This is a genomic window from Bradyrhizobium sp. U531 (assembly GCF_051710265.1).
Lineage (GTDB): Bacteria > Pseudomonadota > Alphaproteobacteria > Rhizobiales > Xanthobacteraceae > Bradyrhizobium.
Window position 1 is genome coordinate 27,969 of sequence record NZ_JASVEN010000009.1, and the last position, 24,046, is coordinate 52,014.

The 24,046-nt window shown below is 62.2% G+C and carries 30 protein-coding genes and 5 pseudogenes; 20 read left to right on the forward strand and 15 right to left on the reverse strand.

Annotation, left to right across the window (positions count from 1 at the left end; all coding sequences use genetic code 11):
- Positions 1–6 precede the first annotated feature (6 nt).
- Complete coding sequence (locus QRQ56_RS30670) at positions 7–375, forward strand: hypothetical protein (RefSeq protein ID WP_438745026.1); 369 nt, start codon at positions 7–9, stop codon at positions 373–375.
- Positions 365–574 (forward strand): YetF domain-containing protein, encoded by a 210-nt coding sequence (locus tag QRQ56_RS30675; protein WP_438745028.1) that lies wholly within the window; start codon positions 365–367, stop codon positions 572–574. The genes QRQ56_RS30670 and QRQ56_RS30675 overlap by 11 nt, the downstream gene beginning before the upstream one ends.
- On the opposite strand, the gene QRQ56_RS30680 is transcribed toward QRQ56_RS30675, so the two are convergent.
- From QRQ56_RS30680 to QRQ56_RS30700, 5 genes are all read right to left on the reverse strand, one after another.
- Entirely contained in the window at positions 571–723 is a 153-nt protein-coding gene (locus tag QRQ56_RS30680) for a hypothetical protein (RefSeq protein ID WP_438745029.1), read from the reverse strand. The two genes, QRQ56_RS30675 and QRQ56_RS30680, sit on opposite strands and share 4 nt — an antisense overlap.
- 223 nt (positions 724–946) lie before the next feature.
- On the reverse strand, positions 947–1,753 hold the full coding sequence (locus QRQ56_RS30685; protein ID WP_438745031.1) for an NAD(P)/FAD-dependent oxidoreductase: 807 nt from the start codon (positions 1,751–1,753) through the stop codon (positions 947–949).
- Positions 1,743–2,213, reverse strand: a complete 471-nt coding sequence (locus QRQ56_RS30690) for an isochorismatase family protein (RefSeq protein WP_438745032.1) — start codon at positions 2,211–2,213, stop codon at positions 1,743–1,745. The genes QRQ56_RS30685 and QRQ56_RS30690 overlap by 11 nt, the downstream gene beginning before the upstream one ends.
- Entirely contained in the window at positions 2,197–2,529 is a 333-nt protein-coding gene (locus tag QRQ56_RS30695) for a SemiSWEET family sugar transporter (RefSeq protein ID WP_438745033.1), read from the reverse strand. Before QRQ56_RS30695 ends, QRQ56_RS30690 begins: the two co-directional genes overlap by 17 nt.
- Positions 2,530–2,585: 56 nt before the next feature.
- The gene (locus QRQ56_RS30700) at positions 2,586–2,834 is read right to left on the reverse strand and encodes a hypothetical protein (RefSeq protein ID WP_438745034.1); all 249 of its coding nucleotides are present in this window, start codon (positions 2,832–2,834) and stop codon (positions 2,586–2,588) included.
- A gap of 152 nt (positions 2,835–2,986) precedes the next feature.
- Here QRQ56_RS30700 and QRQ56_RS30705 point away from each other — a divergent pair, with 152 nt between their 5' ends.
- The 8 genes and pseudogenes from QRQ56_RS30705 (at position 2,987) to QRQ56_RS30740 (ending at position 5,885) form a co-directional block, all read left to right on the forward strand.
- Positions 2,987–3,190, forward strand: a complete 204-nt coding sequence (locus tag QRQ56_RS30705; protein ID WP_438745035.1) for a hypothetical protein — start codon at positions 2,987–2,989, stop codon at positions 3,188–3,190.
- Complete coding sequence (locus tag QRQ56_RS30710; RefSeq protein WP_438745036.1) at positions 3,174–3,440, forward strand: phosphatase PAP2 family protein; 267 nt, start codon at positions 3,174–3,176, stop codon at positions 3,438–3,440. Before QRQ56_RS30705 ends, QRQ56_RS30710 begins: the two co-directional genes overlap by 17 nt.
- 60 nt (positions 3,441–3,500) lie before the next feature.
- A complete protein-coding gene (locus tag QRQ56_RS30715) occupies positions 3,501–4,106 on the forward strand; it encodes a cupin domain-containing protein (protein ID WP_438745038.1) in 606 nt (201 codons plus the stop codon).
- Positions 4,103–4,448, forward strand: a pseudogene (locus QRQ56_RS30720) (DUF3147 family protein). Before QRQ56_RS30715 ends, QRQ56_RS30720 begins: the two are co-directional and overlap by 4 nt.
- A pseudogene (locus tag QRQ56_RS30725) lies at positions 4,445–4,920 on the forward strand (hypothetical protein). Before QRQ56_RS30720 ends, QRQ56_RS30725 begins: the two co-directional pseudogenes overlap by 4 nt.
- 46 nt (positions 4,921–4,966) lie before the next feature.
- Positions 4,967–5,299 (forward strand): hypothetical protein, encoded by a 333-nt coding sequence (locus QRQ56_RS30730; RefSeq protein WP_438745039.1) that lies wholly within the window; start codon positions 4,967–4,969, stop codon positions 5,297–5,299.
- Positions 5,300–5,329: 30 nt separating this feature from the next.
- Complete coding sequence (locus QRQ56_RS30735; RefSeq protein ID WP_438745041.1) at positions 5,330–5,605, forward strand: hypothetical protein; 276 nt, start codon at positions 5,330–5,332, stop codon at positions 5,603–5,605.
- Entirely contained in the window at positions 5,562–5,885 is a 324-nt protein-coding gene (locus QRQ56_RS30740; protein WP_438745397.1) for a hypothetical protein, read from the forward strand. Before QRQ56_RS30735 ends, QRQ56_RS30740 begins: the two co-directional genes overlap by 44 nt.
- Here QRQ56_RS30740 and ligD read toward each other — a convergent pair.
- On the reverse strand, positions 5,816–6,724 hold the full coding sequence (gene ligD / locus QRQ56_RS30745) for a non-homologous end-joining DNA ligase (RefSeq protein WP_438745043.1): 909 nt from the start codon (positions 6,722–6,724) through the stop codon (positions 5,816–5,818). The two genes, QRQ56_RS30740 and ligD, sit on opposite strands and share 70 nt — an antisense overlap.
- Positions 6,725–7,454: 730 nt before the next feature.
- Between ligD and QRQ56_RS30750 the strand changes: the two genes are divergently transcribed.
- Positions 7,455–7,742 (forward strand): hypothetical protein, encoded by a 288-nt coding sequence (locus QRQ56_RS30750; protein WP_438745045.1) that lies wholly within the window; start codon positions 7,455–7,457, stop codon positions 7,740–7,742.
- Here QRQ56_RS30750 and QRQ56_RS30755 read toward each other — a convergent pair.
- The 4 genes and pseudogenes from QRQ56_RS30755 to QRQ56_RS30770 all read right to left on the reverse strand — a co-directional run bounded on the left by QRQ56_RS30755 (position 7,720) and on the right by QRQ56_RS30770 (position 10,201).
- Positions 7,720–7,986, reverse strand: a complete 267-nt coding sequence (locus QRQ56_RS30755; RefSeq protein WP_438745047.1) for a hypothetical protein — start codon at positions 7,984–7,986, stop codon at positions 7,720–7,722. The two genes, QRQ56_RS30750 and QRQ56_RS30755, sit on opposite strands and share 23 nt — an antisense overlap.
- A gap of 164 nt (positions 7,987–8,150) precedes the next feature.
- Positions 8,151–8,654 carry a YciE/YciF ferroxidase family protein gene (locus QRQ56_RS30760; RefSeq protein ID WP_438745049.1) on the reverse strand — a complete coding sequence of 168 codons (504 nt, stop codon included), beginning with the start codon at positions 8,652–8,654 and terminating at the stop codon, positions 8,151–8,153.
- Between the two features lie 368 nt (positions 8,655–9,022).
- A pseudogene (locus QRQ56_RS30765) lies at positions 9,023–9,656 on the reverse strand (cysteine hydrolase family protein).
- A 332-nt stretch (positions 9,657–9,988) separates the two neighbouring features.
- Positions 9,989–10,201: a hypothetical protein gene (locus QRQ56_RS30770; RefSeq protein WP_438745050.1), complete on the reverse strand. Its 213-nt coding sequence runs from the start codon at positions 10,199–10,201 to the stop codon at positions 9,989–9,991.
- 133 nt (positions 10,202–10,334) lie between these two features.
- Between QRQ56_RS30770 and QRQ56_RS30775 the strand changes: the two genes are divergently transcribed.
- Genes QRQ56_RS30775 through QRQ56_RS30800 form a run of 6 tightly spaced genes read left to right on the forward strand, consistent with a single transcriptional unit; the run spans position 10,335 to position 14,630 of the window.
- Entirely contained in the window at positions 10,335–10,913 is a 579-nt protein-coding gene (locus QRQ56_RS30775) for a phosphatase PAP2 family protein (protein ID WP_438745052.1), read from the forward strand.
- Positions 10,900–11,505: a cupin domain-containing protein gene (locus QRQ56_RS30780; protein ID WP_438745054.1), complete on the forward strand. Its 606-nt coding sequence runs from the start codon at positions 10,900–10,902 to the stop codon at positions 11,503–11,505. Before QRQ56_RS30775 ends, QRQ56_RS30780 begins: the two co-directional genes overlap by 14 nt.
- Entirely contained in the window at positions 11,502–11,849 is a 348-nt protein-coding gene (locus tag QRQ56_RS30785; protein WP_438745056.1) for a DUF3147 family protein, read from the forward strand. Before QRQ56_RS30780 ends, QRQ56_RS30785 begins: the two co-directional genes overlap by 4 nt.
- Complete coding sequence (locus QRQ56_RS30790) at positions 11,846–12,352, forward strand: hypothetical protein (protein ID WP_438745058.1); 507 nt, start codon at positions 11,846–11,848, stop codon at positions 12,350–12,352. Before QRQ56_RS30785 ends, QRQ56_RS30790 begins: the two co-directional genes overlap by 4 nt.
- 60 nt (positions 12,353–12,412) lie before the next feature.
- Positions 12,413–13,477: an ROK family protein gene (locus QRQ56_RS30795; RefSeq protein WP_438745060.1), complete on the forward strand. Its 1,065-nt coding sequence runs from the start codon at positions 12,413–12,415 to the stop codon at positions 13,475–13,477.
- 34 nt (positions 13,478–13,511) lie between these two features.
- Entirely contained in the window at positions 13,512–14,630 is a 1,119-nt protein-coding gene (locus tag QRQ56_RS30800) for a hypothetical protein (protein WP_438745061.1), read from the forward strand.
- A gap of 433 nt (positions 14,631–15,063) precedes the next feature.
- Here QRQ56_RS30800 and QRQ56_RS30805 read toward each other — a convergent pair whose 3' ends face one another.
- The 4 genes from QRQ56_RS30805 to QRQ56_RS30820 form a co-directional block, all read right to left on the reverse strand.
- The gene (locus tag QRQ56_RS30805) at positions 15,064–16,203 is read right to left on the reverse strand and encodes a YihY/virulence factor BrkB family protein (protein WP_438745063.1); all 1,140 of its coding nucleotides are present in this window, start codon (positions 16,201–16,203) and stop codon (positions 15,064–15,066) included.
- A gap of 257 nt (positions 16,204–16,460) precedes the next feature.
- Positions 16,461–17,741 carry a DUF892 family protein gene (locus QRQ56_RS30810; RefSeq protein WP_438745065.1) on the reverse strand — a complete coding sequence of 427 codons (1,281 nt, stop codon included), beginning with the start codon at positions 17,739–17,741 and terminating at the stop codon, positions 16,461–16,463.
- A gap of 322 nt (positions 17,742–18,063) precedes the next feature.
- Positions 18,064–19,194 (reverse strand): DUF305 domain-containing protein, encoded by a 1,131-nt coding sequence (locus QRQ56_RS30815; RefSeq protein WP_438745066.1) that lies wholly within the window; start codon positions 19,192–19,194, stop codon positions 18,064–18,066.
- The gene (locus QRQ56_RS30820; protein WP_438745067.1) at positions 19,191–20,369 is read right to left on the reverse strand and encodes a zinc-dependent alcohol dehydrogenase; all 1,179 of its coding nucleotides are present in this window, start codon (positions 20,367–20,369) and stop codon (positions 19,191–19,193) included. Before QRQ56_RS30820 ends, QRQ56_RS30815 begins: the two co-directional genes overlap by 4 nt.
- Positions 20,370–20,483: 114 nt before the next feature.
- Between QRQ56_RS30820 and QRQ56_RS30825 the strand changes: the two genes are divergently transcribed.
- The 3 genes and pseudogenes from QRQ56_RS30825 to QRQ56_RS30835 all read left to right on the forward strand — a co-directional run bounded on the left by QRQ56_RS30825 (position 20,484) and on the right by QRQ56_RS30835 (position 22,766).
- On the forward strand, positions 20,484–21,269 hold the full coding sequence (locus QRQ56_RS30825) for an SDR family NAD(P)-dependent oxidoreductase (protein ID WP_438745069.1): 786 nt from the start codon (positions 20,484–20,486) through the stop codon (positions 21,267–21,269).
- A gap of 607 nt (positions 21,270–21,876) precedes the next feature.
- Positions 21,877–22,292, forward strand: a pseudogene (locus tag QRQ56_RS30830) (hypothetical protein).
- A 167-nt stretch (positions 22,293–22,459) separates the two neighbouring features.
- A pseudogene (locus QRQ56_RS30835) lies at positions 22,460–22,766 on the forward strand (sensor histidine kinase).
- A gap of 296 nt (positions 22,767–23,062) precedes the next feature.
- Here the strand turns inward: QRQ56_RS30835 and QRQ56_RS30840 are convergent.
- Positions 23,063–23,329, reverse strand: a complete 267-nt coding sequence (locus QRQ56_RS30840; RefSeq protein ID WP_438745071.1) for a hypothetical protein — start codon at positions 23,327–23,329, stop codon at positions 23,063–23,065.
- Positions 23,330–24,046 lie beyond the last annotated feature (717 nt).

Below are 24,046 nucleotides of genomic sequence, written 5' to 3' on the forward strand. Positions count from 1 at the left end.
TCAGCGGTGGAGCAGACCCATGAACTTTTCGATAGATTGGCAATCAATTTTCGTACCGGAATTGGGATCGCCGAAGTCGTCGTTCGGGGAAGCATCATGTACCTTTGCATGTTCGCGATCCTGCGCTTCGTCGGGCGTCGTCAGGCTGGGCACTTCGGTCCGGCTGACTTGCTGGTCATCGTCATGATCGCTCATGCTGCGCAGAACGGTCTTGGGAAAGACTACAGCTCCGTTACCGAAGGAGTCGTTCTGGTTCTAACCATCGTCTGTTGGAAATACTTTCTCGGCTGGCTTTCCTTCAAATTTCTCCGTGCGCCCGTTACTGAAGCCACCGGCTCTCAAGCTTATTCAAAACGGTTGGTTGGTGAAAAATAATCTGCGGAAGGAAATGCTCTCCGAGGAGGAGTTGAAATCACTGCTTCGCGAATTGGAAATCGATAACTACGACGAGGTCAGGCTTTGCACGTTCGAGGGGGACGGGCGTCTCAGTGTCCTAAAGAGACAAAAATACTTCGTAGTTACCTTGGCTACGACTATCGAAAGGACCAAGAACTTGCAGAATAAGCTGAGCTAGGTGCGAAAGAAGACGTACCAGACCACCGCCATGCCGGCGGCGGCGGCGATCAGGCTCGCCGCGAGAACCGCCAGGATGGAAGGGCCACGCTCCGCTTGCCGCGCTTCCATGGGCGTCTCGACCATGACCCCGTGCTTTTTGGTTACCATCGTATCTACCTCAGCCGCGACGTCTGGATCTCGCCGCTCGACAGTCGCTCCTACGCCCCATGTTGCAGTATCCTTCTCGCAACACATGCCGAGTGGGACAGGGCTTAGCGACAATCGGCCTCCCAACGAAGGGTTCCTATTCACTCGCACAATCCGTCACGCCTAAGCAAAGCCTTGTTGATGGCAACGGCTGCCTTGGCTCCCTCGCCGACCGCGACCGCGACTAGGAGGACATCGCGACGTACACACCTGGGACGCTGCTTTCTTCGGTCAGAGGATCGATCACGACGCCGCCCTTCTCGTTGCGTCGGCAACCGAGGCGCTCCGATAGCTCGGACGCCTGATGGCAGCCGGTCGAGAAGAAAAGGCCATCCCGCTCCAAATCGGGGCCGCTTTCAAACCTGACGACGCATGGTTTTCCAGCGGCGCCATCAAGAGCCCGAATGCGCTCTTTCCGCAGATCTATGCCTTGTCGTCGAAGCTTTAAAACCGTCTCGGGGCTCACTTCCGTCCCGTCGCTCAGAGCAACGATATCGGGCGTCCAATGCTTAATCACCAGGGCAAGGTCCGCACCCTTGTCGCCCTTGCCATAAGCGGCTACGCGTTTGCCGGAGTACTCGAATCCATCGCAATACAAGCAGTGATGGACGGATGCGCCGAAGAGCTCTTCAACCCCAGACAGCTCCGGAAGTTCGTCGACCAATCCAGTTGCGAGCAAGACCTTCGCCGCTCTTCCGGCGGTGCCATCGGGGCAGTCGAACGTAAACCCTTCGCCTTCGGGTTTTAGATCGACGACACGGGTAATCTTGAGCTGAACGGATTCATATCGGGCAAGATCGTGCCTCGCCTCCTCCAAGAACTCCGCGGGTGATTTTCCTTCCCGGCCCAAAAGGCCGTGAATCGCGTGCGAGGCTCGATTTCGCTGTTTATTGTCGCCACAGATGAGCACCTTTCGCGAGCATCTTCCTAAAATCAAACCCGCGCTCAAGCCCGCCGGCCCGTCCCCGACTATCAAAACATCAACATTCATGAGCGGTATCCTGAAGCCGTCCGGCCTTCCTACTTGCTCTGACTAGTCGCAGATGCGGGACAACCGCGCCCCCCGATGGCGGTTCAGGCGCGTCGCCCCTGCCCGTCCAAGGCGAATAGACATGCTTGCCGAAGGTGCGAGCCGACGGCACGAAGCGCGCGAGGTCGGGGACCAGATCGACCATTTCCGGACCGAGCTCGTCGATGGTCATCGAGCTCCGGCGTTCGTAGTAGCGGCGCCACATTCCGACGCCTTCGCCGGATTTTTGTGCCGGGATAAGACGGGTGAAGATGGTACGTTCGGGATTTGCCGCCGTGATCTCGACGATGTTCGGCAGGACGCGCGAGAGCCATGGCATCTTCCACTCGGTGCCTTCCGCGAACATGCGCTGCATGTCGACGCTGATATGTACCGCATCGGGACCGGGAGGGCCGTCGTTCAGCTCATCCTCTTTCGACATCGCTCTTTCCTCGAAAGATAGGCACGGCGGACGGGCTCGGTCGACGTTCCCGCGCCGGCGAAAGGTCGCGGACCTTGCAGCCGAGAACGATGCCGGCGAGCGTGGCACCGACGAGGTTCGAGCCGACGATGACCCAATCTTCCTGAATGAGTCCGTAGACGATCCAAAGCGCGAGACCGAGGGTCAGCGAGGCCAGCATGCCCAGCGACAGGTCCGCCGTAGACCCGCGAGGCCAGGCCTTCCGGACCTGAGGAACGTAGGACAGAGAGGCGAGGAAGGCGGCGATGCCGCCGATGTAGGGGGCGAGGGCAGACACGGGGAGCTAACGGCAGTCGGACGCCGGCCGTTCCTATCCAGCCGGTCCGCTTGAGGTTACTTGGGCTCGATTTTGAGCCGGGCATCGCTCGGCAGAAACTTGGCGCCGGCTTGGGAAGCGGCTTGCTCTGTCGTGACGCCGGAATCGGCATGAACGGCGCCGGAGTGTTTTCCGCCCAGCAAATAGCCGGTGGCGAGACACGCGGCGATCGCGGTCCCGCTCGATATCAGCCAACGCGCACTTCGCTTATTCCGCACGATGCCTCCGGTCGGTTTTCCAATTCTGAAAGCAGCCGTGAGTTCCATGACAGCCGGATGAACTTGGAACTCCTTCGAACGCTATGATGGCAAGTGCAATTTGAACGAGGCGCTGCGAAGATCGCGGACTGCCACTGCGGACGAGGAGATGACTCTTCTTACCGTGAAACCGACAAAGGCGGATGTCGAGATCGCGGATTGTGGCGCGCAACACCAATCACCGCGCCGAAATGGTTTCGCGCGGGCTGACCTGGGGCGCCGACGAAAAAATTCTGCTGACCTTGGCGGTCGCCGGCTGGATTGCCAGCCGCGGCAGGTCGGAGCAAATACAGCGCGCCGGCAATCACGCGCTGCGCGTTACGGTCGCGGCCTCTCTGCTGCCGCACGTTGAAGTCGGTATTTAACCAGACGCGGCCGGACCGCAGGACGGTGCTGGGGCACGTGCACGGCGTCTCGTTCTCGGGCAAGCGGGAGGACGCCTTTCCGTCGGGGCACGCGCTGCACATGGGTGCGCTTGCATCTGCAGCCGGCACTCTGCCGCGTTGGCCACGGCGAGCGATCCAGCTCTTGGCCGTCGGCCTTTCCTCACGCGGATCGTCGTGCTGGCGCGGTGGGCGAGCGACGTGGTCGCGGGCTTCGCCCTCGGCGCCGTGATGGAGCGACTGCTACGCCTATGGACAGGATTTCCGCTGCGATCATCGAAGGAGGAAGACCATGCCAATCCTTGAAGATGCTAAGGAGTACATGCAGCGCGCGACCGGCCTGAACCGACCGGGGAGAAAGGAAGCCACCGAACTCGCGCGCGTCAGAAAGCCTCATGCCGTCCGCTTCAAGAACGACGGTCTCGTCCCCAATCACCCGCGCTGGCCCTTCATCGTCTACCGGGGCGCCGTCGATCTCGGCGAGGGGCACGACCCCGCGGCCGTGATGGAGCACCTCTTCGAGGCCAATGGGTGGGGCGATACGTGGCGGGACGGGGTCTACGACTACGTCCACTACCATTCCCGAATCCATGAGGTGCTTGGAATCGCGCGGGGAAAGGGGCGGGTGCGCTTCGGCGGCAACAAGGGCCGCATCTTCGCGCTGAAGGCCGGCGACGTCGCCGTTCTGCCGGCGGGCACCGGCCATCAGTGCCTGTCCGCCGCCGCCGACTTTCTGGTCGTCGGGGCCTATCCGCCGACCGGCACCTACGACGAATGCACCAAGGTCGAGGAGGGCCCGAAAGCCTTGAAGGCGATTCCGAAGGTGGCCATCCCGCGCAAGGATCCGGTGTATGGCTCCGACGGTCCTCTCCTGAAGCTCTGGAAGAAGCCGAAATGACCGAGTACGTCGTCCGCTTCCTAGTCGGCGGCGCAGTCGTGTCGGCTTTCGCGATGCTCGGAGACGTGCTGCGGCCGAAGAGCTTCGCCGGCCTGTTCGGCGCAGCGCCGTCCGTTGCCTTGGCGACGCTCGGCATCGCGGCCTACAGCACGGTGCATCATATGCGGCCACTCAGACCTTCTCGATGATGGCGGGTACGATCGCGCTCGCGATCTACAGCGTCGTCGTCGCCAACTTCTGATCCGGACGCGCATGCGCGCGCTGCCAGCCACGCTGCTGTCGATCGTCGTGTGGCTGATCGCCGCCGTCGGCCTGTGGACCCTCGGGGGAGGACATGCATGACGACGCCGGTCCGCATCTCGCCCTCGTGCTGCGGGAAGGCCGCTGGTACGAATATGTCGTCCGCTTCGGCCTCGGCGGCGCCGCAACGGTCTTCACCGGCGTGATCAGCAGCCGATACGGCGCGTCCTTCGGCGGGCTTTTCCTTGCCTTGCCGGCGATCTTCTGCGCCAGCGCCACGCTGATTGAGAAGCACGAAATCCGCCGCAAGCGTGAGGCCGGTCTTGACGGCGAACGCCGAGGGCAAGAAGCCGCGGCACTCGACGCCGCGGGTGCCGCGCTCGGTGCGCTGGGAATGCTGGCCTTCTCCGGCGTGTTCTGGCTGCTCGTCGAACGCAGCGTTGCCGGCGCGTTCGCGGGCGCCTCCGTGGCTTGGGTTTGCGTAGCGGTGGCGGCGTGGTTCGCCAGGCGGAAGCTGCGCTCCGTTCGTCGACCTGAGCGCGATAGCGGCCCCGCGATTTCGCGGAGCCGCTGAAGACAGACGAGAGAGGCCTCGGGCTGCGCTGGAGGCGTTGACGCCCTTGCGCAACGCCACCGTGTTGAGCTTGGTTTTCGCCGCCTTTCTCCTCGTTCAGGTTCGTGTTGAGGAAGCGCACGATCTCGTCGAGCCCGAGCTCTTCGGCCGCGCCGAACGTCGACTGCTGGATTTTCTTGTCCAGGTCGCCTTACTCGATGCCGTCCTCGGCGCTGAGACCGCCGTCGCGTACCGCATCGGCCAGCGACACGGCGCGCTTTCCGATGCGCACCTGGGCATCCGAGAACTCCGGCTCCACGGAATTGAAGCCGAGCTTCTGAGCGACGGCCTGGCGCAGCTTGCTCAAGACTTTCGCCGACTGTCTGCCGAGTGGGAGTAAGTGGCTCCGGCGCGTCGCGAGGAACTCGCGGTGGAGATCAAGGCGAAGGCAGAGAGTTGGTGTGTGGCGTTCGCCGAAGTCGAGGAGATCGACACGATCAACATCTATTGGGCGGGCATTCAGGCCATGCAGCGCGCGGTCAGGGGACTGGGATCGACGCCGCAGCACTTGCTGATCGACGCGAAGCGGTTGAAGGAACGACATCCCGCAGCATGCCATCATCAAGGGCGACGCCAAGTCCGCCAGCATCGCTGCCGCCTCCATCCTCGCAAAAGTCGAGCGCGACGCGGGTATGCGGACGCTTGACGAGCGTCACCCCGGCTACGGCTTTGCGGATCACAAGGGCTACCCGGTGCCGGCTCATTACGAGGCTCTCGCCAGGCTTGGTGCATGCGCAGCTCACCGCCGGTCGTTCGGACCCGTGCGCAAGGCTCTCGGGTTGCCGCCCCTGCCGCCTGGCCTTCGGCAGCCGAGCTCGAAGCCGGCTGACCGCGTCGGACGCTCTTCTCGGGTCGGTTATTTTCGCGACGAACTCTTTTCGCGAACGACGTCCTTGGCCTTTTTGTCGGACCGCAGGCCTAGATAGACCGGCTGGCGCAGCTCGCCCTTGCTGGTCCACTCGGCGAACTTCACTTCCGCGACCAACAAAGGACGCACCCAGGTGGTGACGCCCTCGTCCTTCACCTTGGCAGGAAAGGGCGACTTGGCTGTCTTGAGCCTCATGAGCTTGCTGTGAAGCTCTTCGAGAACCTGGTGGCTGAAGCCGGTGCCGACGTGGCCGATGTACCGCCACCCATCGCCTTCACGCACTGCCAACACTAGGGCGCCGAAGAAAGGCCGGGTCCGCCTTGGCGCCGTGAGGCCGGCGATCACGACCTCCTGCCGCTGCGCGGTCTTCACCTTCAGCCAATCGGCGGTCCGGCGTCCGGACGCGTACGGGCTGTCGGCGCGCTTGGCCATGATGCCTTCGAGATGCCTCCGCTCGGCTTCTGCGAAGAACTTCGTCCCCTTGCCTTTGCGGTGGTTGCTGAATGCGATCAGCTTGTGGTGCGGCAGGATGGCCTTGAGCCGCCTCTTGCGCTCCAGGAGCGGCAGCGCGCGTAGGTCCTCGCCGTCCGCGAACATAAGGTCGAACGCGCAGTACAAGAGCTTGGCCTCATGACGCAGGGCGTTCTGAAGCAACTGGAAGTGGGATGCGCCGTCCTTGCCGATCGCGACGAGCTCGCCATCGATCACAGCATCGGCCTTCACGCCCTCAAGCGCTTTCGCGACCTCGACGTAGGAGTGGCTGATGATCTTCCCGTTGCGACTGTAGAGCGCGACCCGACCACGCCGGGTTTCCGCGACCATACGAAAACCATCGAATTTGTCCTCGAATATCCAATCGGGATCGTCGAACGGTGCGTCCGTCAGCGTGGCCAGCATGGGCTGCAGGCGAAGAGGCAGGTCGATTTTCGGGCCATGGCAGGGTCCTTGGTACATGGCCGGCAACGGCCGAAACGAGGAGGATGGAAAGCAAACCCGCGCCCTTTCGCAGCCGCAACCGGTCCCCCGGCCGGACCACGCCCAGCACTCCGGATTTGAACGGAGGGCCCGTTTCCGCCGACGAGAGCACTTGTTGTTCAAGCCGGCCCGGAAGCGGTCGATGAGGACACAGGGCATCCGGAGACCGGTCAGCTCGACGATGGCCGAGGGACCCAAAAGCCTTCGTGGGTAAGGAGTGCCGCCGCGAAGCGAGGTCCGCTGCGCATACTCCCGCAGGTGGGCGGTGATCTCGCGTGTGTCCGCTCTCGAAATCCCGCACTCCGATCAGCTCGCCCTCTCGCGAGGCACGCCATTGAACTTCTTGGTGGCCGGCGCCCTTTTGCTGGTCGATGAATCGACCCGTCGTCTTGTCGCGCTTGGTCCAGGTCGTCTCGCCCATGACCTGGGTCCGGAGCTGGGTGCGCTTGCTCACGGCACCCTGCGAGCGTTGTCACCGATCGGTTTGTTCGTCGCCATTCGGTCCTCTCCTCTTCGAAAAATAAATGAAGGAACAAGCGCGGCCACAGAGGGGTTCCGTCGCTGGTCGGCAAGGAACGGGTCCTGCAGCCCGACGTTGGCAGCCCGCGGCAGGGTCAACCTGCACGCTCAACATACAGTTCGGAGGATCGCCATGAAATGCATCGCAAGTGCCCTCGCAGTCGCGTTCGCGCTCTCCGCTTCCGCGGCAACCGCCCAGACCAGCCAGCCGAACGTCTCCAATGCGCCGAGCGCCCAAAGCTCTGGAACCGGCATCGCCGGACAGCCGGGCGGCAAGAACGGGCCGTCGGCCAAGCCCGGTGATACGATTGGTTCGTCGAACGGCTCCAATTCGACCGTGCAGCAGCAGGACACATCGAACGTCAAGGGCCTTCCCGGAAATAAGAGCGGGCCCGCCGCTAAAAAACCGGACCAAAAGTAACAAGGTCGTCGTGAGGCCTAAACGGCCTCACGACCCACATCCCGGTTCGCGGCAACGACTCGAACCGCGGTGCTCTCCGTGCTTCTATTAGAGGGCAATTGACGGTCATCGCGAAGGAAGTCGAGTCTTCGATGTTCGCCGCTTCCGCCACCACGTTGTGCCCGAGATCGACGATCATGTCTGCAAGCGCCATCCTGATCAGCGCTTCGTCCTCGACCAGCATGACGGCGAGACAGCAGGCCATGCGAATATCCTAATGATCGATGAGGTTCGGACATGACAGGCAATTCGCCTCGCGTCTAAGCGCCGACGTTCGGTTCCAAACGCTGCCGGACGCAGGATAGGCCGAAATCAAGAGCAGGCAATCGCAGGGCAGGCCGCGATCATTGCGCCTACCCTGAATCGACGTTAGACGGCCTTTTGGTTGACGCTGCGCAGCGCCATGGTGTTCAGCTTCTCGTCGGTAGCCTTTTCCTCGTCGAGGTTCTGCTGCAGCACCGAGGCGCAGTCCTCGCGGCCGAGCATTTTTGCCCACGCGATCAAGGTGCCGTAGCGGGTGATCTCGTAGTGTTCGACCGCCTGGGCCGCCGCGATGAGCGCGGCATCCAGGACCAGCTTGTCGTCCACGTCGCCGGCAACGTCGCTCGCTTCCTGAAGGATTCCGTCGATGGCCGGGCAGTCGACGCCCTGGACTTCGACACCATGCATCTGGAAGACCTTCTCGAGACGCGTGATCTGGCCCTTGGTCTCGGACAGGTGCGTCTGGAAGCCGTTCTTGAGGCCGGGGTCGGTAGCCTTCTCGACCATGTCGGGGAGGTTCTTTGCGATCTGCTGCTCGGCGTAATAGATGTCCTTCAGCGTATGCACGAACAGGTCGTTCAGTGTTTTGATGTCCTTAGTGAAGAAGCCCATGTCAACTCCTGCGTTGGGTTCGCATTCAAAACGACGGGCGTGGGCACCGTTCCTAGGCGCTACAGCGGGATGATTTGCTGGGCGCGGATGCCATCTCGACCTGCGCGAGCTCCGATTCCAGTCGCTTGCGAAGTCCGCTCCAATAGTCGGCGAGGAAGCGCTCCGTCATGACCTCCACGACCACGATGCCGTCGCGCGCGGTGCCGCCGCCGCTCCGCCCGAGACCTTCGCCTGGCGCTCCGACGAAACTGGTAGCGCCGCCGATCCCCCGGTAAGCGCCCTGAGGAGCCCGTCGAACCAATCTTCGATGCCTGCCGGCCTTGGCCCCGTCACTTTCGGGATCATTATCTGGACGAGGTAAGATTGGCTCATGCGGACCGCTGGGTGCTTGCGGGCCAGTTGCCGAGGAGTGTCTGCGTTGTCACGCACTCGACCTGCTGCCCGAAGCGGTTCAGGTAGATGTTCAGCATCGAGTCATGGGTCTCGTCGGCGGAGCTGCAGATCGCGTCGGTCACGAGAACCACTCGGAAGCCCCAATCGACCGCGCCCAGCACGCTGGCCAGCACGCAGACGTCCGTCTCGCCGCCGGTGACGATCACGGTATCGACGCCTGCGCTGAGGAGCTGTGTGTGCAGATCGGTGCCCGTCCAGGGCGAATACACGTACTTATCGAAGGTTCGGGCGGGCGGAGCGAAGCGGGCCAGGTCCGGGACTAGGTCGATCATGTCGCTAACCGAGTTCTTCGATGGTCATCGAGCTCCAGCGCTCATAGTAGCGGCGCCACATGCCGACGCCCTGGCCCGGGACTCTCGCGGGGATGAAGCGCGTGAAGATCGTCCGATGCAGATGCGCGGCCGTTGTCGCCACGACGTTCGGCAGCACACGTTGCAGCCACGGCATCTTCCACTGCGTGTCTTCGGCGAACATGCGCTGCATGTCAACGCAGAGGTGGATCGCCTCGGCGCCCACGGGGCCGTACCTGAGCTCGTCTTCCTTCGCCACCGCTCCATCCTCGAAAGCCAGCTCCAACGGGGGGTCGCTGAGTTGGTTCCTAAGCGACCGCGGGTCGTCTTGAGATCGTGGAGCTTGCAACCGAGGACGATGCCGGCAAGGGCGGCGCCGACCACGTTGGAGCCGACGATAACCCAATCTCTCTGGATGGCGCCGTAGCCGATCCAGAGCGTAAGCCCGAGCGTAGGAGCGTCAGCATGCCGAGACAGAGGTCGCCCGCGGATCCACGCGGCCACGCCTTCGGGACCTGCGGCACGTGGGACAGAGAAGCGAGGAAGCGGCGAGCGCGCCGACGTCGGGGACGAGGGCGGACAAGCCTACACCTACTTGGGCTCGATCTTGAGACCGGGATCGGTAGGAAGAACCTTCGCGCCGGCGTGGGCTGCGGCCTGCTCGGTGGTGATACCGGAGTCGGCATGGACGGCACCCGAGTCCTCACCGCCGATCATGAAGTAGCCGAGGACGATGACACCGATCAGCAGCGCTGCGCTTGCCAATAACCACAACGAACTCCGCTTCTTCCCGAGGTTGCTCATGTCAATTCAACCGACGCCGAATATGCTGGTTCCATGACGGTCAGATGAACCTGGAACTCCTTTCGACGTTATGATCGCAAAGCAGTTCGAATGAGGCCCCGCGTGCCCGCGGACCGCCGCATGGATCGAGGCGATGGCGCTAGTAACTGTCAAACCTACCAAGCCCGACGTTCTCATCGCGCGGACCGTAGCGCGCAACACCAACCACCGCGCGGAGATGGTCTCGCGCGGACTGACATGGGGTGCCGACGAAAAGATCTTGCTTGCGTTTGCCGTCGTCGGATGGGTCGCGACCAGAGGCAGATCGGAGCAGGTCCAGCGCGCCGGCAATCATGCTCTCCTGGTGACCGTCCTGGCATCGCTGGCGCCACACGGCATGAAATCGGTGTTCGATCAGACCCGCCCCGATCGCAAGACGGTGCTCGGGCATCTGCACGGGGTCTATTTTTCGGGCAGGCGCAAGGACGCCTTCCCCTCGGGCCACGCTCTGCACATGGGTGCGTTGGCGTCCGCGGCCGGCACGTTGCCGCCCCTACCGCGGCGGGCGATCTGGACCTTGGCGGCCGGCCTTTCCCTGACGCGGATCGTTGTGTTGGCGCACTGGGCCAGCGACGTGGTCGCGGGCTTTGCGCTCGGGGCCGTGCTGGAGCGGTTGGTGCGCTTCTGGACAGGCTATCCGACATCGAAGGAGAACCACCATGCCGATCCTTGAGGACGTGAAAGAGTACGTGCAGCGCGCGACGGGTGCAGGTCGACCGGGCAAGAAGCACGCTCCGGACCTGGCGCGCAGCAGAAAGCCCCATACGGTCCGCTTCAAGGACGACGGTCTAGTCCCCAATCATCCCCGCTGGCCACTGGTCATCTATCGCAGCGCAGTCGATCTCGGCAAGGGGCGTGATCCGGCGGCCGTGATGGAGGATCTCCTCGAAGCCAATGGTTGGGGAGATACCTGGCGGGACGGCATCTACGACTACATGCATTACCATTCGCGCATCCACGAGGTACTCGGCATCGCGCGCGGCAAGGGACGATTGCGCTTCGGTGGCGTCAAGGGGCGGATCTTCACCCTTAAGGCAGGCGACGTCGCCGTTCTGCCGGCTGGTACTGGCCATCAGTGCCTCTCTGCTGAGGAGGACTTCCTCGTCGTCGGTGCCTATCCGCCGGTCGGCACCTACGACGAGTGCACGGAAGTGGAGGACCGTCCTAAAGCTTTGAAGACGATCCCGAGGGTGCCGGCCCCGCGCAAGGACCCGGTCTACGGCAGGCAAGGCCAACTTCTTAAGCTTTGGAAGAAGCCAAAATGAGCGAGTACATCGTCCGCTTCCTAGTCGGGGGCGCCGTAGTGTCGGTCTTTTCGATGCTCGGAGACTTGCTGAGGCCCAAGAGCTTCGCCGGCCTGTTCGGCGCCGCGCCCTCGGTAGCCTTGGCCACGCTCGGCATCGCGATCTACGGGCACGGCGCATCCTACGCAGCTGTCCAGACCCGTTCGATGATGGCGGGCGCCGTCGCACTCGCAGTCTACAGCGTCGTCGTCTGTCAGCTCTTGGTGCGGGCACGGATGCGGGCGCTGCCGGCCACACTGCTTTCGATCGTCGTGTGGCTCGCGATGTCCTTCGTTTTGTGGTCTGTGACCGGTGGTCTGGCATGAGCACACCAATCGAGATTTCGCCATCGTCGCTGCGGGAAGGCCGGTGGTACGAATACGTGGTCCGCTTCGCGCTCGGCGGAGCGGCTACGGTGTTCGCCGGTCTGATCAGCAACCGTTATGGGGCGTCCATCGGGGGCCTATTCCTGGCTCTGCCGGCGATCTTTTGCGCCAGCGCCACACTTATCGAGAAGCACGAAATCCGCCGTATGCGCGAGGCCGGGCTCGAGGGAAAGCTGCGAGGACAGCAGGCCGCGGCGCTCGACGCGGCGGGTGCCGCGCTCGGTGCGCTCGGGATGTTAGCCTTCGCCGGAGTGTTTTGGCTGCTGGTCGAGCGCAGCGTCGCGGGCGCCTTCGTGGCCGCTTCGCTCGCTTGGATTTTCGTCTCGGTGACGGCATGGTTCGCTAGGCGAAGTCTGCGAGCGGTCCGCGGGCCTAAGCGAACTGCGATGTCGCGCGCTGCAGGACCGGCATCTGCGGACATCGTCCCGCCGGACCCACTATAGGAACTGGTGACCTCAAACCCGGTTTACGCTTGCCGCTACAATAGCGCGCAAGGGGCGACGATGGCTGAAGACACGATTAAGACGACCGGCATCGCAGCGCATGGCGCCTCGCGCCTTCCCTCGGTCGAAATCGACAGCTTCAACATCGAACTCAGGGACGATGAAGGATTCATCGGGGACCGCGCCAGCAAGGGCGCCTTCCGCGACATCCTCGAGAAATGGCGCAAGCCTCTGCGCAAGACCGGCGAGGATCCGTTCGGCAAGGAGCCTTCCGAATCCATCAGCAAGAAGCTGCTCGACGCGATCCTGATCGGCGACGACACGGAGGCCTCGGCGGTGGTCCACAGCACCATCGAGGATTTCGCCCAAAAGCTCGCCTACGTCACTCGGCGCTTTCTGAAGTCGAAGGCGTGGGACAAGACCGAGCGCATCGTGGTCGGAGGTGGCTTCCGGGACAGCCGTCTCGGCGAACTCGCCATCGCGCGGACCGAGATCATACTCAAGGCCGAAGACTTCAAGATCGACATGGTCCCAATCCGGGCTCACCCGGACGATGCGGGCCTCATCGGGGCGCTGCATCTGGCGCCCTCGTGGATCTACGAAGCTCACGACTCCATCATCGCCGTTGACATCGGCGGCACGAACATTCGCTGCGGCGTCGTGGAGACCAGGCGCCAGAAGGCGGAGGACCTATCCAAGGCCTGTGTCTGGAAATCGGAGCTCTGGCGTCACGCCGACGACGGGCCGAGCCGCGAGGGCGCGGTGAAGCGCTTGGTCAAGATGCTGAAGGATCTGATCGCCAAATCGGAGAAGGAAGGATTGAAGCTCGCGCCGGTCATCGGCATCGCGTGTCCCGGCGTCATTAAGGCCGACGGTTCGATCGACAAGGGCGCCCAGAATCTTCCGGGCAATTGGGAGAGCAGCAAGTTCAACCTGCCGGCAAGCCTGGTGGATGCGATTCCGCGGATCGGAGAGCACGACACCGCCATCGTCATGCATAACGACGGCGTCGTTCAGGGGCTGTCCGAGATGCCGTTCATGCAGGACGTCAAGAGGTGGGGCGTGCTGACGATCGGTACGGGCCTGGGCAATGCGCGCTTCACTAACCGTAGCGGCAAGAGTTAGAGGGCGCAGCCCAGTAGCAGCGATCACGAGCATCATGGAGACTTTGAAAAAATATTTCGAGCGGAAGCATGCTGAGCTGCGGCTCATCAATGAAAGCTTGCACGAGCCGATAGCCTTCGATGTCGCCCAGTCCATCGATGAAGTGGTCAAGCTCAAATTCAAATTGACGGCGGCGCTGAGGGCCGAGAACGAGCGCTCGGCGTGGAATACCACTGAAACGTCCTGGTCCCACGGCGCCAAGAGCAGCGGTCCTTTCCGTTTTGACTACGACTACCAGCGCGCCGACCTGAGCGTACAGGGGCCGAGCTTCTACAGGATAGCGGGCTTCAAGATTTCCGAGCTTTTATACACCGGCTCCGGTATGGCCGCGATCTCGGCCGTTCTACTTGCCCTCAGTCGAATCTTTCGAGAGGTCAGCATCTTCACGCTGCCGGGCAGTTACGGCGAAACGATCGAATTTCTAAACAACTATGGACCCAAACTTCAGCTTCATCAGTCGCAGGAATCATGTGCAGATCGGCCACGGCCGCGTGTCCTCTTGTTGGACTCCTGCGTGCCGAGCGCGACGTTTTCCGCCGCATTGCGCGAAAACGCTCCCGCGATCGATTTGATGGTTTTCGACACCACGTGCTTCGCAGGCACGTCAGGCCGTATTCGGCGGGCCCTCTGCTGGGCGCACCGCCGAAAGGTACCGGTAGTTATGGTGCGTAGCCATACTAAGCTCGATTCCATGGGGGCGGAATACGGTCGCCTTGGTTCGCTGGCCTTTGTCGCCGTTGAGGCCGTCCGGGAGGCCGCCGATTTCGTAAACGAAATGAAGACGGCCATACGTCTTTTTGGCGGCGCTGCGCTCCCGGCGCACTTCCCACCCTACGTAGGGTCCGAACAATTTGGACGGCTGACCCGCTCGCGGATCTTTGCCACGCTCCGCAACAATCGATTGGCAGCAAGTGTGCTGAAAACTGCCTTCGGCTCGGCGCTTGATCATTGGAGCGGTCTCTACGTGACGCTGACCGGGAACTTCGATGAGAACGCCGCGCGTCAGGTCGTGCAACGTATGAGCGACGATCTGCGGAGGAAGGCTTGCCGATACGACACGCCGGCAGCTTTGGCTTTGATTTCGCCGCGACCGAGTGGTCCCGCAATTCGATAACGGGCCAGTATGCGGTTCGCATTGCGCTCTCTGATTTTCCGGAGACCGTCAATCGCCGGCTGATAGACGAGATCGAAACCTGGTGGCGCCGCAACGAACTCCAATAGGAGGCTGACGTCACCGGGGGTAGGCCGTTGACCCTTCTCCCGGACGTAGTATGGTTTTCATGCCGTCGTTTGACGGGTGAGACGATGCCAACGGGTCGTCGTCTTTCGATCTGGAATTCTTAGAGCCATTTGGCAGCACGTCGGCGTCCGTGCGTTTGCACCAGGCCAATGCCTCGCAAGCGTGGATGACGTCGTAGCCCTCTTCGCGCAGGGCCTCCACGACGAATTCTCGGATCAGTGGATCGTCTTCAACGAAAGAACGCGCACTCAAAGCTTCAGCTCTCAATAAGTCTGAAACTGCTGAGGTTTTAGGCAGTTCCTGCCTATCAGTCGGCGCGTGCCGCGCCGACTGTGTCCGCCATCTTCGCGCCGCGCGCCCCGAGCGGTTTCGGAGCGCCCGTGGTCGTGTCGCGCGCGGTCTGATGCTCCATCTCCGCGTTCAGTTCGCCGCCGAGCAGGATCACGATGGCGGAGATCCAGAGCCAGATCATGAAGCCGATGATGGCGCCGAGCGACCCGTACGTCTGATTGAAGGTCCCGAAGTTGGCCGCGTACCAGGAAAACAGCGCTGACGCTATGAGCCAGAGCACCGTCGCGGCCGTGCTGCCCCAGGTGATCCATCGCCACCGGGGGGCTTCGCCGCTGGGCCCGAAGCGGTAGATGCAGGCCAGTCCCACCGCCACCGCGACGAACATGGTGGGCCAGACCGCGATACGGATCAGGAGCTCAATGGCATGAGACAGCCAGAGGTGCTGCAGCACCACGGGGACCGCAACGACGGCGGCCAGTGCTGCCAGGATGAAGCCGATCGCGGCGAGGGTGAAGGTCAGCGACATCGCGTTCAGCTTGAAGAAGCCGCGCTTCTCCCGCTCGCCATAGACGATGTTGAGGGTGTCGAACAAAGACTTTATGGCGGCGTTCGCGCTCCAGAGCGAGATCGCCAATCCGATAGCGAACGAGAAGCTCAGCGTCCAGTCGCCTTTGGTGGTGACACGGGTGAACTGTTCGCGCGCCACCTCGATAGCGCCGCCGGGGATGAAGCCGCCGATCTCGTCGAGATGCTTTGCGATGCTGCCGGGGTCCGAAAACAGCCCGTAGATGGACACCAAGGCAGCCAGCGCGGGGAAGATGGCGAGGATGCTGTAGTAGGTCATGCCGGCCGCGAGGGCGAGGATACGATGATTGCCGATGTTGCCGTAGACCCGCCTAAAAATGTCCTTCCACCCCCGCGCCAAAATCTCCGAAGGCGACGTCGCGTGCCGGCCGCTGTCTCCGCCTTCGGTGGCCAGGCTGGCTGCGGATGCGGGCCGGCTGCCGTTGTCCTTCGGCTCCATGCCGCCGCCGTCCTTCGGCTCCGCAGGGGCCATGCGACCCCAGAGGAACGCGACGGCGAGCAGGCCCAACGCCGTAGCCATGCTCCAGCCTTCGGCGCTGGCGTGTTTACCTTGTCGGTTCTGGATGTTCATTCAGCTCTCCGCGACAGCTAACGGCGCTGGCGAAGAAGCGGTTCCTTTCAGCTGAAGCGCGGCCTCTCATCGGCTTAGCGCACCACGAGTTGCTGGGATCGGTCGGCAGCAGCTTCTGCCATCCACGGCGACGGAGATCGTGCCACGCTTCGTTGCGGAGCTTACCGGCGGCGCGTAACCCGGCCGCATACGCAGACTGCGGACCAATCTGGCAGCGGTTGCTGCCAAATTGGCTTTCGCTGCCGTTCGGTGCGGGGCTACTCCGCTTCCCCGGTCTGCTCGATCGCCGCCGGCATCTTGGCGACCGACATCAACGAGCGCGCGACCTGGTTGAGGAGCTGGTCTGCGTTCTCCTCTTCTGCGAGCGACTTGGACAGCAGGGCCACGACGGCGCTGTGCCGGAGCTGCTGTGCGAGGTTGCGGGCAGTGCTGTAGCCGGAGATCTCGTAGTGCTCGACCCGCTGCGCCGCGCCGATCAGGGCCAGGTCCGCGGCGGCATCTTCCTTCTCCTCGCCTTCCTCCATCACCTCTTGGCCTTCCTCGACCAGTCCCATCATGCCCTTGCAGGGCTTGGCGCGAGCAGTCTTGCCTAGGAGCTCAAAGCATTCGTTGATGCGCTCGATCTGGCCTTCGGTCTCGGCGAGGTGCTGCTCGAACAGTTCGCGCAACTGGTCGTGGCGGGCCGCTTCCGCCATCTTCGGAATGGCCTTGGTGAGCTGCTTCTCGGCATGCAGGATGTCGCGGAGCTCGTCGATCAGAAGTTCGCCGAGCCCGACCTCGTCGGCGGGCGGGGAACTTTCGGCGACGATCGAGGATGTGGGGCCGGGATCGCCCGATTGGATGGCCGGCGATTCCGTGAAGACCCAGTCGCCGCCCTCGTTCCACGGGCCGCGGGTGTCGATCTCGCCATGGTCGCCGGCGCCGGTGGAATCGTTGAAGAACTGATCGACCAGGCCGGGCGTGGGGGCGATGCGTCCAATGCTAAGCGGCGGCTTCCCCATGCTCTCGAGCGCAAGCGAGAACGCCTTCATGTGGGTGATCTCGCGCGTCATGAGGAACTGGAGCGCGTCCTTGGTGCCCGCATCGTCGGTGAAGTTGATGAGTCGTTCGTAGACGATCTTGGCGCGGGCTTCGGCCGCGATGTTGCTGCGCAGGTCGACGTCGAGTTCCCCGGTGATCTTGAGATAGTCGGCAGTCCACGCGTTGCCCTGCGAATTGAAAAGGTTCACGCCGCCTCCGCCGGCGATCGCGATCAGCGGATCGGCTTCGGCGGCCTGGCGGTCGAACTTCGACGGCTTGAGGTGCATGCGGGCGAGAGTGCCGACGACCTCGAGGTGGCTGAGTTCCTCCGTTCCGATGTCCATCAGCAGATCCTTGCGATCCGGATCCTCGCAGTTGATGCCCTGGATCGAATACTGCATGGCGGCCGCCAGTTCGCCGTTGGCGCCGCCGAACTGTTCGAGCAGCATGTTGCCGAAGCGCGGATCGGGCTCGTCAACGCGCACGGTGAACATGAGTTTCTTGACGTGATGATACATGGGAGCCTCGGCGTTCGATGGGATTGTCACCGAGAACCGGACGAACGCATTCTTCGTTCCTATCCGTGAAGGATTCATGGCGTTGCGTTTGCAGCCTGCCGTTCAGATGTTCGGGCCGGCCAATCGCAGTCGCGTCGCCAGCTGATGGATGCGCGGCGGGAAGTGAAGGCAGCGAAGGCCGCCGGCGATCAGGACGCTGAAACCGTCGCCCACCGCCTCGTGGACGAAACGAAGCGCGGGCTTGGGGAGCGGGGGCCGTGTGGTGGAAGGACGGCGCACCCGACTTCAACAGGCTCGCGGTCTTTCGATCGACCCGCAAAGCTCATCTGACGCCGGCTTCCGGTTGGTCTTGAAGGTTGTCTGCGAACATATTGCGGATCGCCTGTCGCACCGCTTCGAATCCTTCAGTCCTGTTCATCAGCGCAACCTCGCCCTGCTGCTCATGGCGTATGGCATGAGCCATCACCCGGAGCCTCGGATCGCCGGACGAATGCCATTCCCCATCAGCCATGCGAACTGCGCCCGCGTGGTGCCTCGTCATCAGACGGACGAAAACGACGTCGAACGCGGCATCGGACGCTTGACGCGCTTCCGCGATCTCGTCGACGGTCAGATACCCTGGCATGGCCGACAATTCTTCGCCCGAACAGATCGGCATCGGATCGGCGAACCAGCCATTCCACCATGTTGCGAAGATTCGATTCTCTCCGGTCTGCGATGCGACCATCAAAGCGGCGAGAGCGCGCAGGTATGGCGCCTGAGCCCGCGAGACGCCCAGTTGGGCGAGCTCGATGCCCTGGTCGTGGTGCGCCACCATGTGCCGCATGTAGCGCCGGTCATCTTCCGGGCTTGAGCTGACTAGGGGCAGCGATACCGAAATCGATTGTGCTGCGCCCATTGCAGACGAAACGACCATCACGCAGGCTGCGCCCAACGCCCAGCGCTGAGCGAAACGCACGTCGGCAGTCGTCGGCGCCTGGCCGATCGGCCAGCGAAGCCAGGCGAAGAGGGGATACATTATCGCAGAAGACAGATGGACGAGAAAGCCGATCCAATAGGGCTGCTGGAGCGTGAAGATCGGCTGCCAGAACGGAAACAGGGGGACCAGGACGAACCATTCGCTCGCCGAGGTCAGCAACGCCCATGGAACGGCTAGGGCGGCCAACGCCAAAGGCGAGAGTTGCTCGGTCCATCGGCCAAACAAGCCGAAGAAGACCAAGGCCCATGAGAAGTCGGCCCACTGGTGGAAGGCGATCCCGATGGCGATCGCGGCTGACGTGGGCTCGGGGAAGATGATCCCGTCGCGTGCCGGGATCGCCGCGACCGTCATCCAATCGACCAAGGCGTCCCGGCCAAGCTGCGATGCCGTGACTTGGCTGAGCAGAGTGGAGAATGTGCTGCTGACGAGACCGAGTTGAGCGGCCGCCAGCCAGCGCGACTTTGCTGGCGTCATGCGCCGAATGGCTTCATCACGACCTTGATGCAGCCGTCCTTCTTCGCACGGAAGGTCTTGTAGAGCTCCGGCCCTTCCTCAAGCGTCGCCCGGTGGGTGATGACGAAGGATGGATCGATCTCGCCTTTCTCGATGCGCTCCATCAGCTTGGGCATGTAATGCTGCACGGGCGTCTGGGCCATGCGGAACGTGAGGCCGCGATTAATGGCGCTTCCCATAGGCATGTTGTCGAGGAGACCGCCGTAGACCCCCACGATGGACACGGTGCCAAAGTTCCGGCAGCAATGGATCGCCTGCCGCAGTACGTGGGGACGGTCCGTGCCCATGAAAGTCGCGACCTTGATCCGGTCGACGACGGCGTCGAAGCCGGAGCCGGTCGCGGGCTCCGTGCCGACCGCGTCGATGCAGGCGTCCGCGCCACGGCCCTGTGTCAGTTCCTGGATGCGGTCGTAGATGTCATCCTGCATGAAATCCAGGATGATGGCGCCCGATGTCTTGGCCATGGCCAGCCGTTCCTGAACGGTGTCGATGGCGATCACGCGTTCTGCGCCGAGCAGAAAAGCGCTCTTGATCGCGAACTGCCCGACCGGACCGCATCCCCAGATGGCCACGGTCTCGCCGCCCTTGAGATTGCAGAAATCCGCCGCCATGTAGCCGGTCGGGAAAATGTCGGACAGAAACAACACCTGCTCGTCCGTAAGCCCATCCGGAACCTTGATCGGACCCACGTCGGCGTAGGGCACGCGAAGATATTCCGCTTGTCCTCCGGCGAAGCCGCCCAGCATGTGCGAGTAGCCGAACAGGCCGGCGGGCGAGTGGCCCCACATCTTCTCCGCGGCCTTCGCGTTGGGATTCGAACGCTCGCAGCCGGAGAAGAACCCTTTCTTGCAGAAGAAACATTCCCCGCAGGAGATGGTGAAGGGAACGACGACGCGGTCGCCGACCTTCAGCTTGGTGTTGCCTTTGCCGACCTCGACGACCTCGCCCATGGTCTCATGGCCGAGGACGTCGCCTTTTTCCATGCTGGGCATGATGCCGTCGAAGAGATGGAGGTCCGACCCGCAGATGGCGCATGCCGTGACCTTGATGATGGCGTCGCGGTCTTGTTCGATCTTGGGATCCGGGACGCTCTCGCAGCGGATGTCGTTTTTGCCGTTCCAAATGAGCGCCTTCATGGACTCGTCTCCCTTTTTCTCAAGGGTCAAATTCCGCGCCTCTGGGAGGTTCCTTTAGGAACGCTGCATCCTGCAATCGATTAGGCAGGTGAAGCCGAACAACTGGAGCGCGCCATGACCGGGAAATTCGCCATCGTGACTGGAGCATCGACTGGCATTGGCCTTGAGTTGGCCCGCTGCTGCGCGCGGGACGGCTATGATCTCCTCATCGCCGCCAACGAGCAGACCGTCGAGGATGCAGCAAGTGTCTTGCGGCAAGAGAAGGGTGTTGGGAACGTCCAAGCCCTCAACGCCGACCTCGCCACTGTCGAGGGTGTCGACAAGCTCGTTGCCGCAGCCGAAGGGCGCCCCGTCGATGTTTTGATGGCGAATGCCGGTCGCGGTCTGGGTGACAGCTTCCTCGATCAGGACTTCGTCAAGATCCGTTCGGTTATCGATACGAACGTTCTCGGGACGACCTACCTGCTTCACACGGTCGGACGAGAGATGCGCAACTGCAACGAGGGGCGCATTCTTATCACGGGATCGATCGCCGGCTTCACGCCGGGCAGCTTTCAGGCGGTCTACAACGCCTCGAAGGCCTATTTGAATTCTCTTTCCTTCGCGTTGCGCGAAGAGCTGAGTGAAACGAACGTTACCGTCACCTGCCTGATGCCTGGCGCCACGGAAACCGAATTCTTCCGTCGCGCCGACATGCTCGATACGAAGGTGGGCACCGAGGAAAAAGACGATGCGGCCATGGTCGCCCAGACCGGGTACAAGGCCATGCTGAATGGCGAAAGCGACGTCGTAACCGGCATGAAGAACAAGATCCAGTCGGCTGTCGCCAACATAATGCCGAACGAGGTTTTGGCGAAGCAGCACCGAAAGATGGCTGAGCCGGGGACCGCCGAGAAGTAAATATTGAGGCGATTTTCCTAACTCCAGCGACATCGCTAGGCGAAGCGCGTCGGCCGCTGCGTATGAGCCGTTCTTGACGCCGCCGGATCTCGGCGCACGCGCCTAGCCCTAGCGTACAAAAGGCGAGCCGATGAACACCGGACTACGGAAGTAGTTCGACGAAGCACGCGCTCGCCGGATATTCGCCCGACCTTCTTCGTCAGCGATGAGTCGTTTTGGGGTAAATCGGCTCGATCTATGCGTTTCGATTGAGACGACCTGCGGTCGCGGCTGAAGAGCCACACCTTTGCGAACCTAAGTTCCGAGTCCATCTTCCGCAAAGTTTAACATGCCTGAATCGCCAAGCCGAAAGAAACAGGTTAGGCTGGTGTTTTCCCTCTGGGGGAACAGGTCATGTTCGACACGGCACCGCGCTTTTGCGCGCGGTCCTCAACGAAGTATGCGAAAGCGTTTCGCGTAGCGAGATCGGCGCGCGCACTCACGTGACATCGAAGATCCTGGAGGCAGCGACACGAGGCGAGTTTTCGCCGGATGGCCTCAGGCAGGTCGGACGCGACGCCCCGTCTCGAACGCCCACGATGTGGCGCTGATCAATCCGGAGCGGGACGTGAACTTCCAGGTGGTGGTCCTCAAAATTTTGGTCAGCTATCCTGATGGCTTCGCCGTCATGGAGAACCTCAAGCGGGACATGGCCATCTTGGCAACTAGTGGTCGCGACTGGGCGGACCGCACCAGGCGCCCGGCAGCCCGGGTGCCCGATCTCGACATATTTCACAGGGGCTGGTCGAGCGCGTACCTGGAGGGTGGAAGATTTCGGCCCAGGGACGGGCTGTGCTCGAATTCATGGAAACCCGCCCAGCGCAGTCGGGGGCGATCCAGCGGCCTCAGGTGGAGGAAGCCATCGCAACTTCGCCGGAGCCGGTTCCTCCGCTGCGGCAATCTGCCGATCGGGCCAAGCGGTGGCGCGAACGCCGTGAACGTCGCCGCGAAGCGCGCGAACGGGCGAGAGCCAACGCTTCCTGATTGTGATCACGGTCCCCAAAGAAGCCGCCAGCTCGGCGCGGCGGCTCGGTAGTCCCGGACTGTCAATAGTCTCCCCTGCCCCCAAGCGTACCGCCGTTACCTTGTTTGCGGCTATTCCGGCCGGACCTACCGGACGCGTCTGGATTCGGCTATCGGCCCGCCGACTTGTGCACGGGCTATCCAATCTGTTGGGCAATGCGACGTCGTACGGCGATCCTACTCGGCCCATTCGCGTGGCTGCCAGAGCAACGGAGACTGGCTACGAGGTCAGTGTCTCCAACTGGGGCGCCCCTATACCCGCAGAGGAATGCCACGCCTTTTCACGGCGTTTCAGCGGGAGGACGTTCTCCCAAACAGAAAGGGTTGGGGCTGGGCCTTTATATCTCGCAGGAGATTGCTCGGGCGCACGGTGGGATTATTACTGCGGAATCTTCACCCAACGAAACGACATTCAGAGCTAAATTCCCTCGCTAAGGCGAAGGCCCATCCGGCTTCTCAAGTCTGTCAGCGGCCTCGTCAAACTGGCGGGCCAACGCCTTCAGAGTGTTGCCGGCCTCATCGCCGCTGACAGTTAAGGCGAGGCGGTCGGCTCGCCGCGCTTGATCCCTGAGATGTTCGGATTGTTTGCTCATGATGAACAAGCTGAACGCGTAGGGTTCGTTCCTATCTTCTTGTGACGAGCGAAACATAACGCGACATATCAAAGAACGGCCGCGTCGCCGTGTGGGGAAGCGACGCGGCTCGGAAGTAAGCACAGTGAGGAGGTGGGCTTACTTCATGTTGCTCTTGGTACCACCCTGATCGCTGCCGGGGCCTGAGCCGCCCTGGCCGGATGCGTCGGGCTTCATCATGCCGCCCTTGGCCATACCGTCCTTGTTCATGCCGGTGGTGCCTTTGTCCATCGAACCCTTGTTCATGGAGTTCTTTTCCATGCCGGGCTTGTCCATGTTGTTGGACTGCGGCGCCGGGCCGCTCTGAGCGAATGCGGAGCCGCACATCATGGCAAGGGCGGCGGTAGCGACGATAATCTTTTTCATGAAAGCTCCTTGGTTGATTTGTGCAAATTCAACGGGAGCAGGGTCGCGACGTTCCTCCACGTCAGATATCGCGAGGAAAGATATTCTCGCAAGCAAACTGAAACCGATCGTCTCGCTATCCGTATTGCCGCAACAGTTCGTCGATCATGTGCAAGCTGTGTGCGTCTGACCGGGCCTATGTCCGCTTGTGGCCCATAGCGGTCTTCACGGGCGTTGCCTGTTAGGGACCGCTTGTGACCCAAAGCCGACTTCCAAATGTTCATTGACTGGTCGTCGATGTAGGGAGCCCAGCAAAGTCAGGAGAGTGGTGAGGAGATCCCCCGCAAGGACGCCTTTGATGAAGGCTCGGCATTCTGCGTGACTCTTAAAGGTTCCCTTGTACTTTCCAAACAAGAAGACGGTTCGACCCTGCCCCTTTCCGAAAATGTATTGGCCGACTGGTCGTCCGAGTTCGTCTTTGAGCTCGAGGGTGCCGACGGTTTGCACGGTCTTGAGGTCTATCTCAGGAAGGTCGATTTTCACGTCAGCTCCGGCTCTCTAACGTGTTTAGCTTCTGAGTGAGGATGAGCGCGCTAAGTCGCCACCTTCGGGGAAAAGGCCGAAAAGGGAAAGCCGCTCGGGCTCTACAAGCCGTGTGCACCCCGCGTCCGCATGCCGCAGTTTCCGTCTGCTTGGCCGTACCAGCCTCATCCCGGCGCAGCAGCGCTCTCTCAGAAT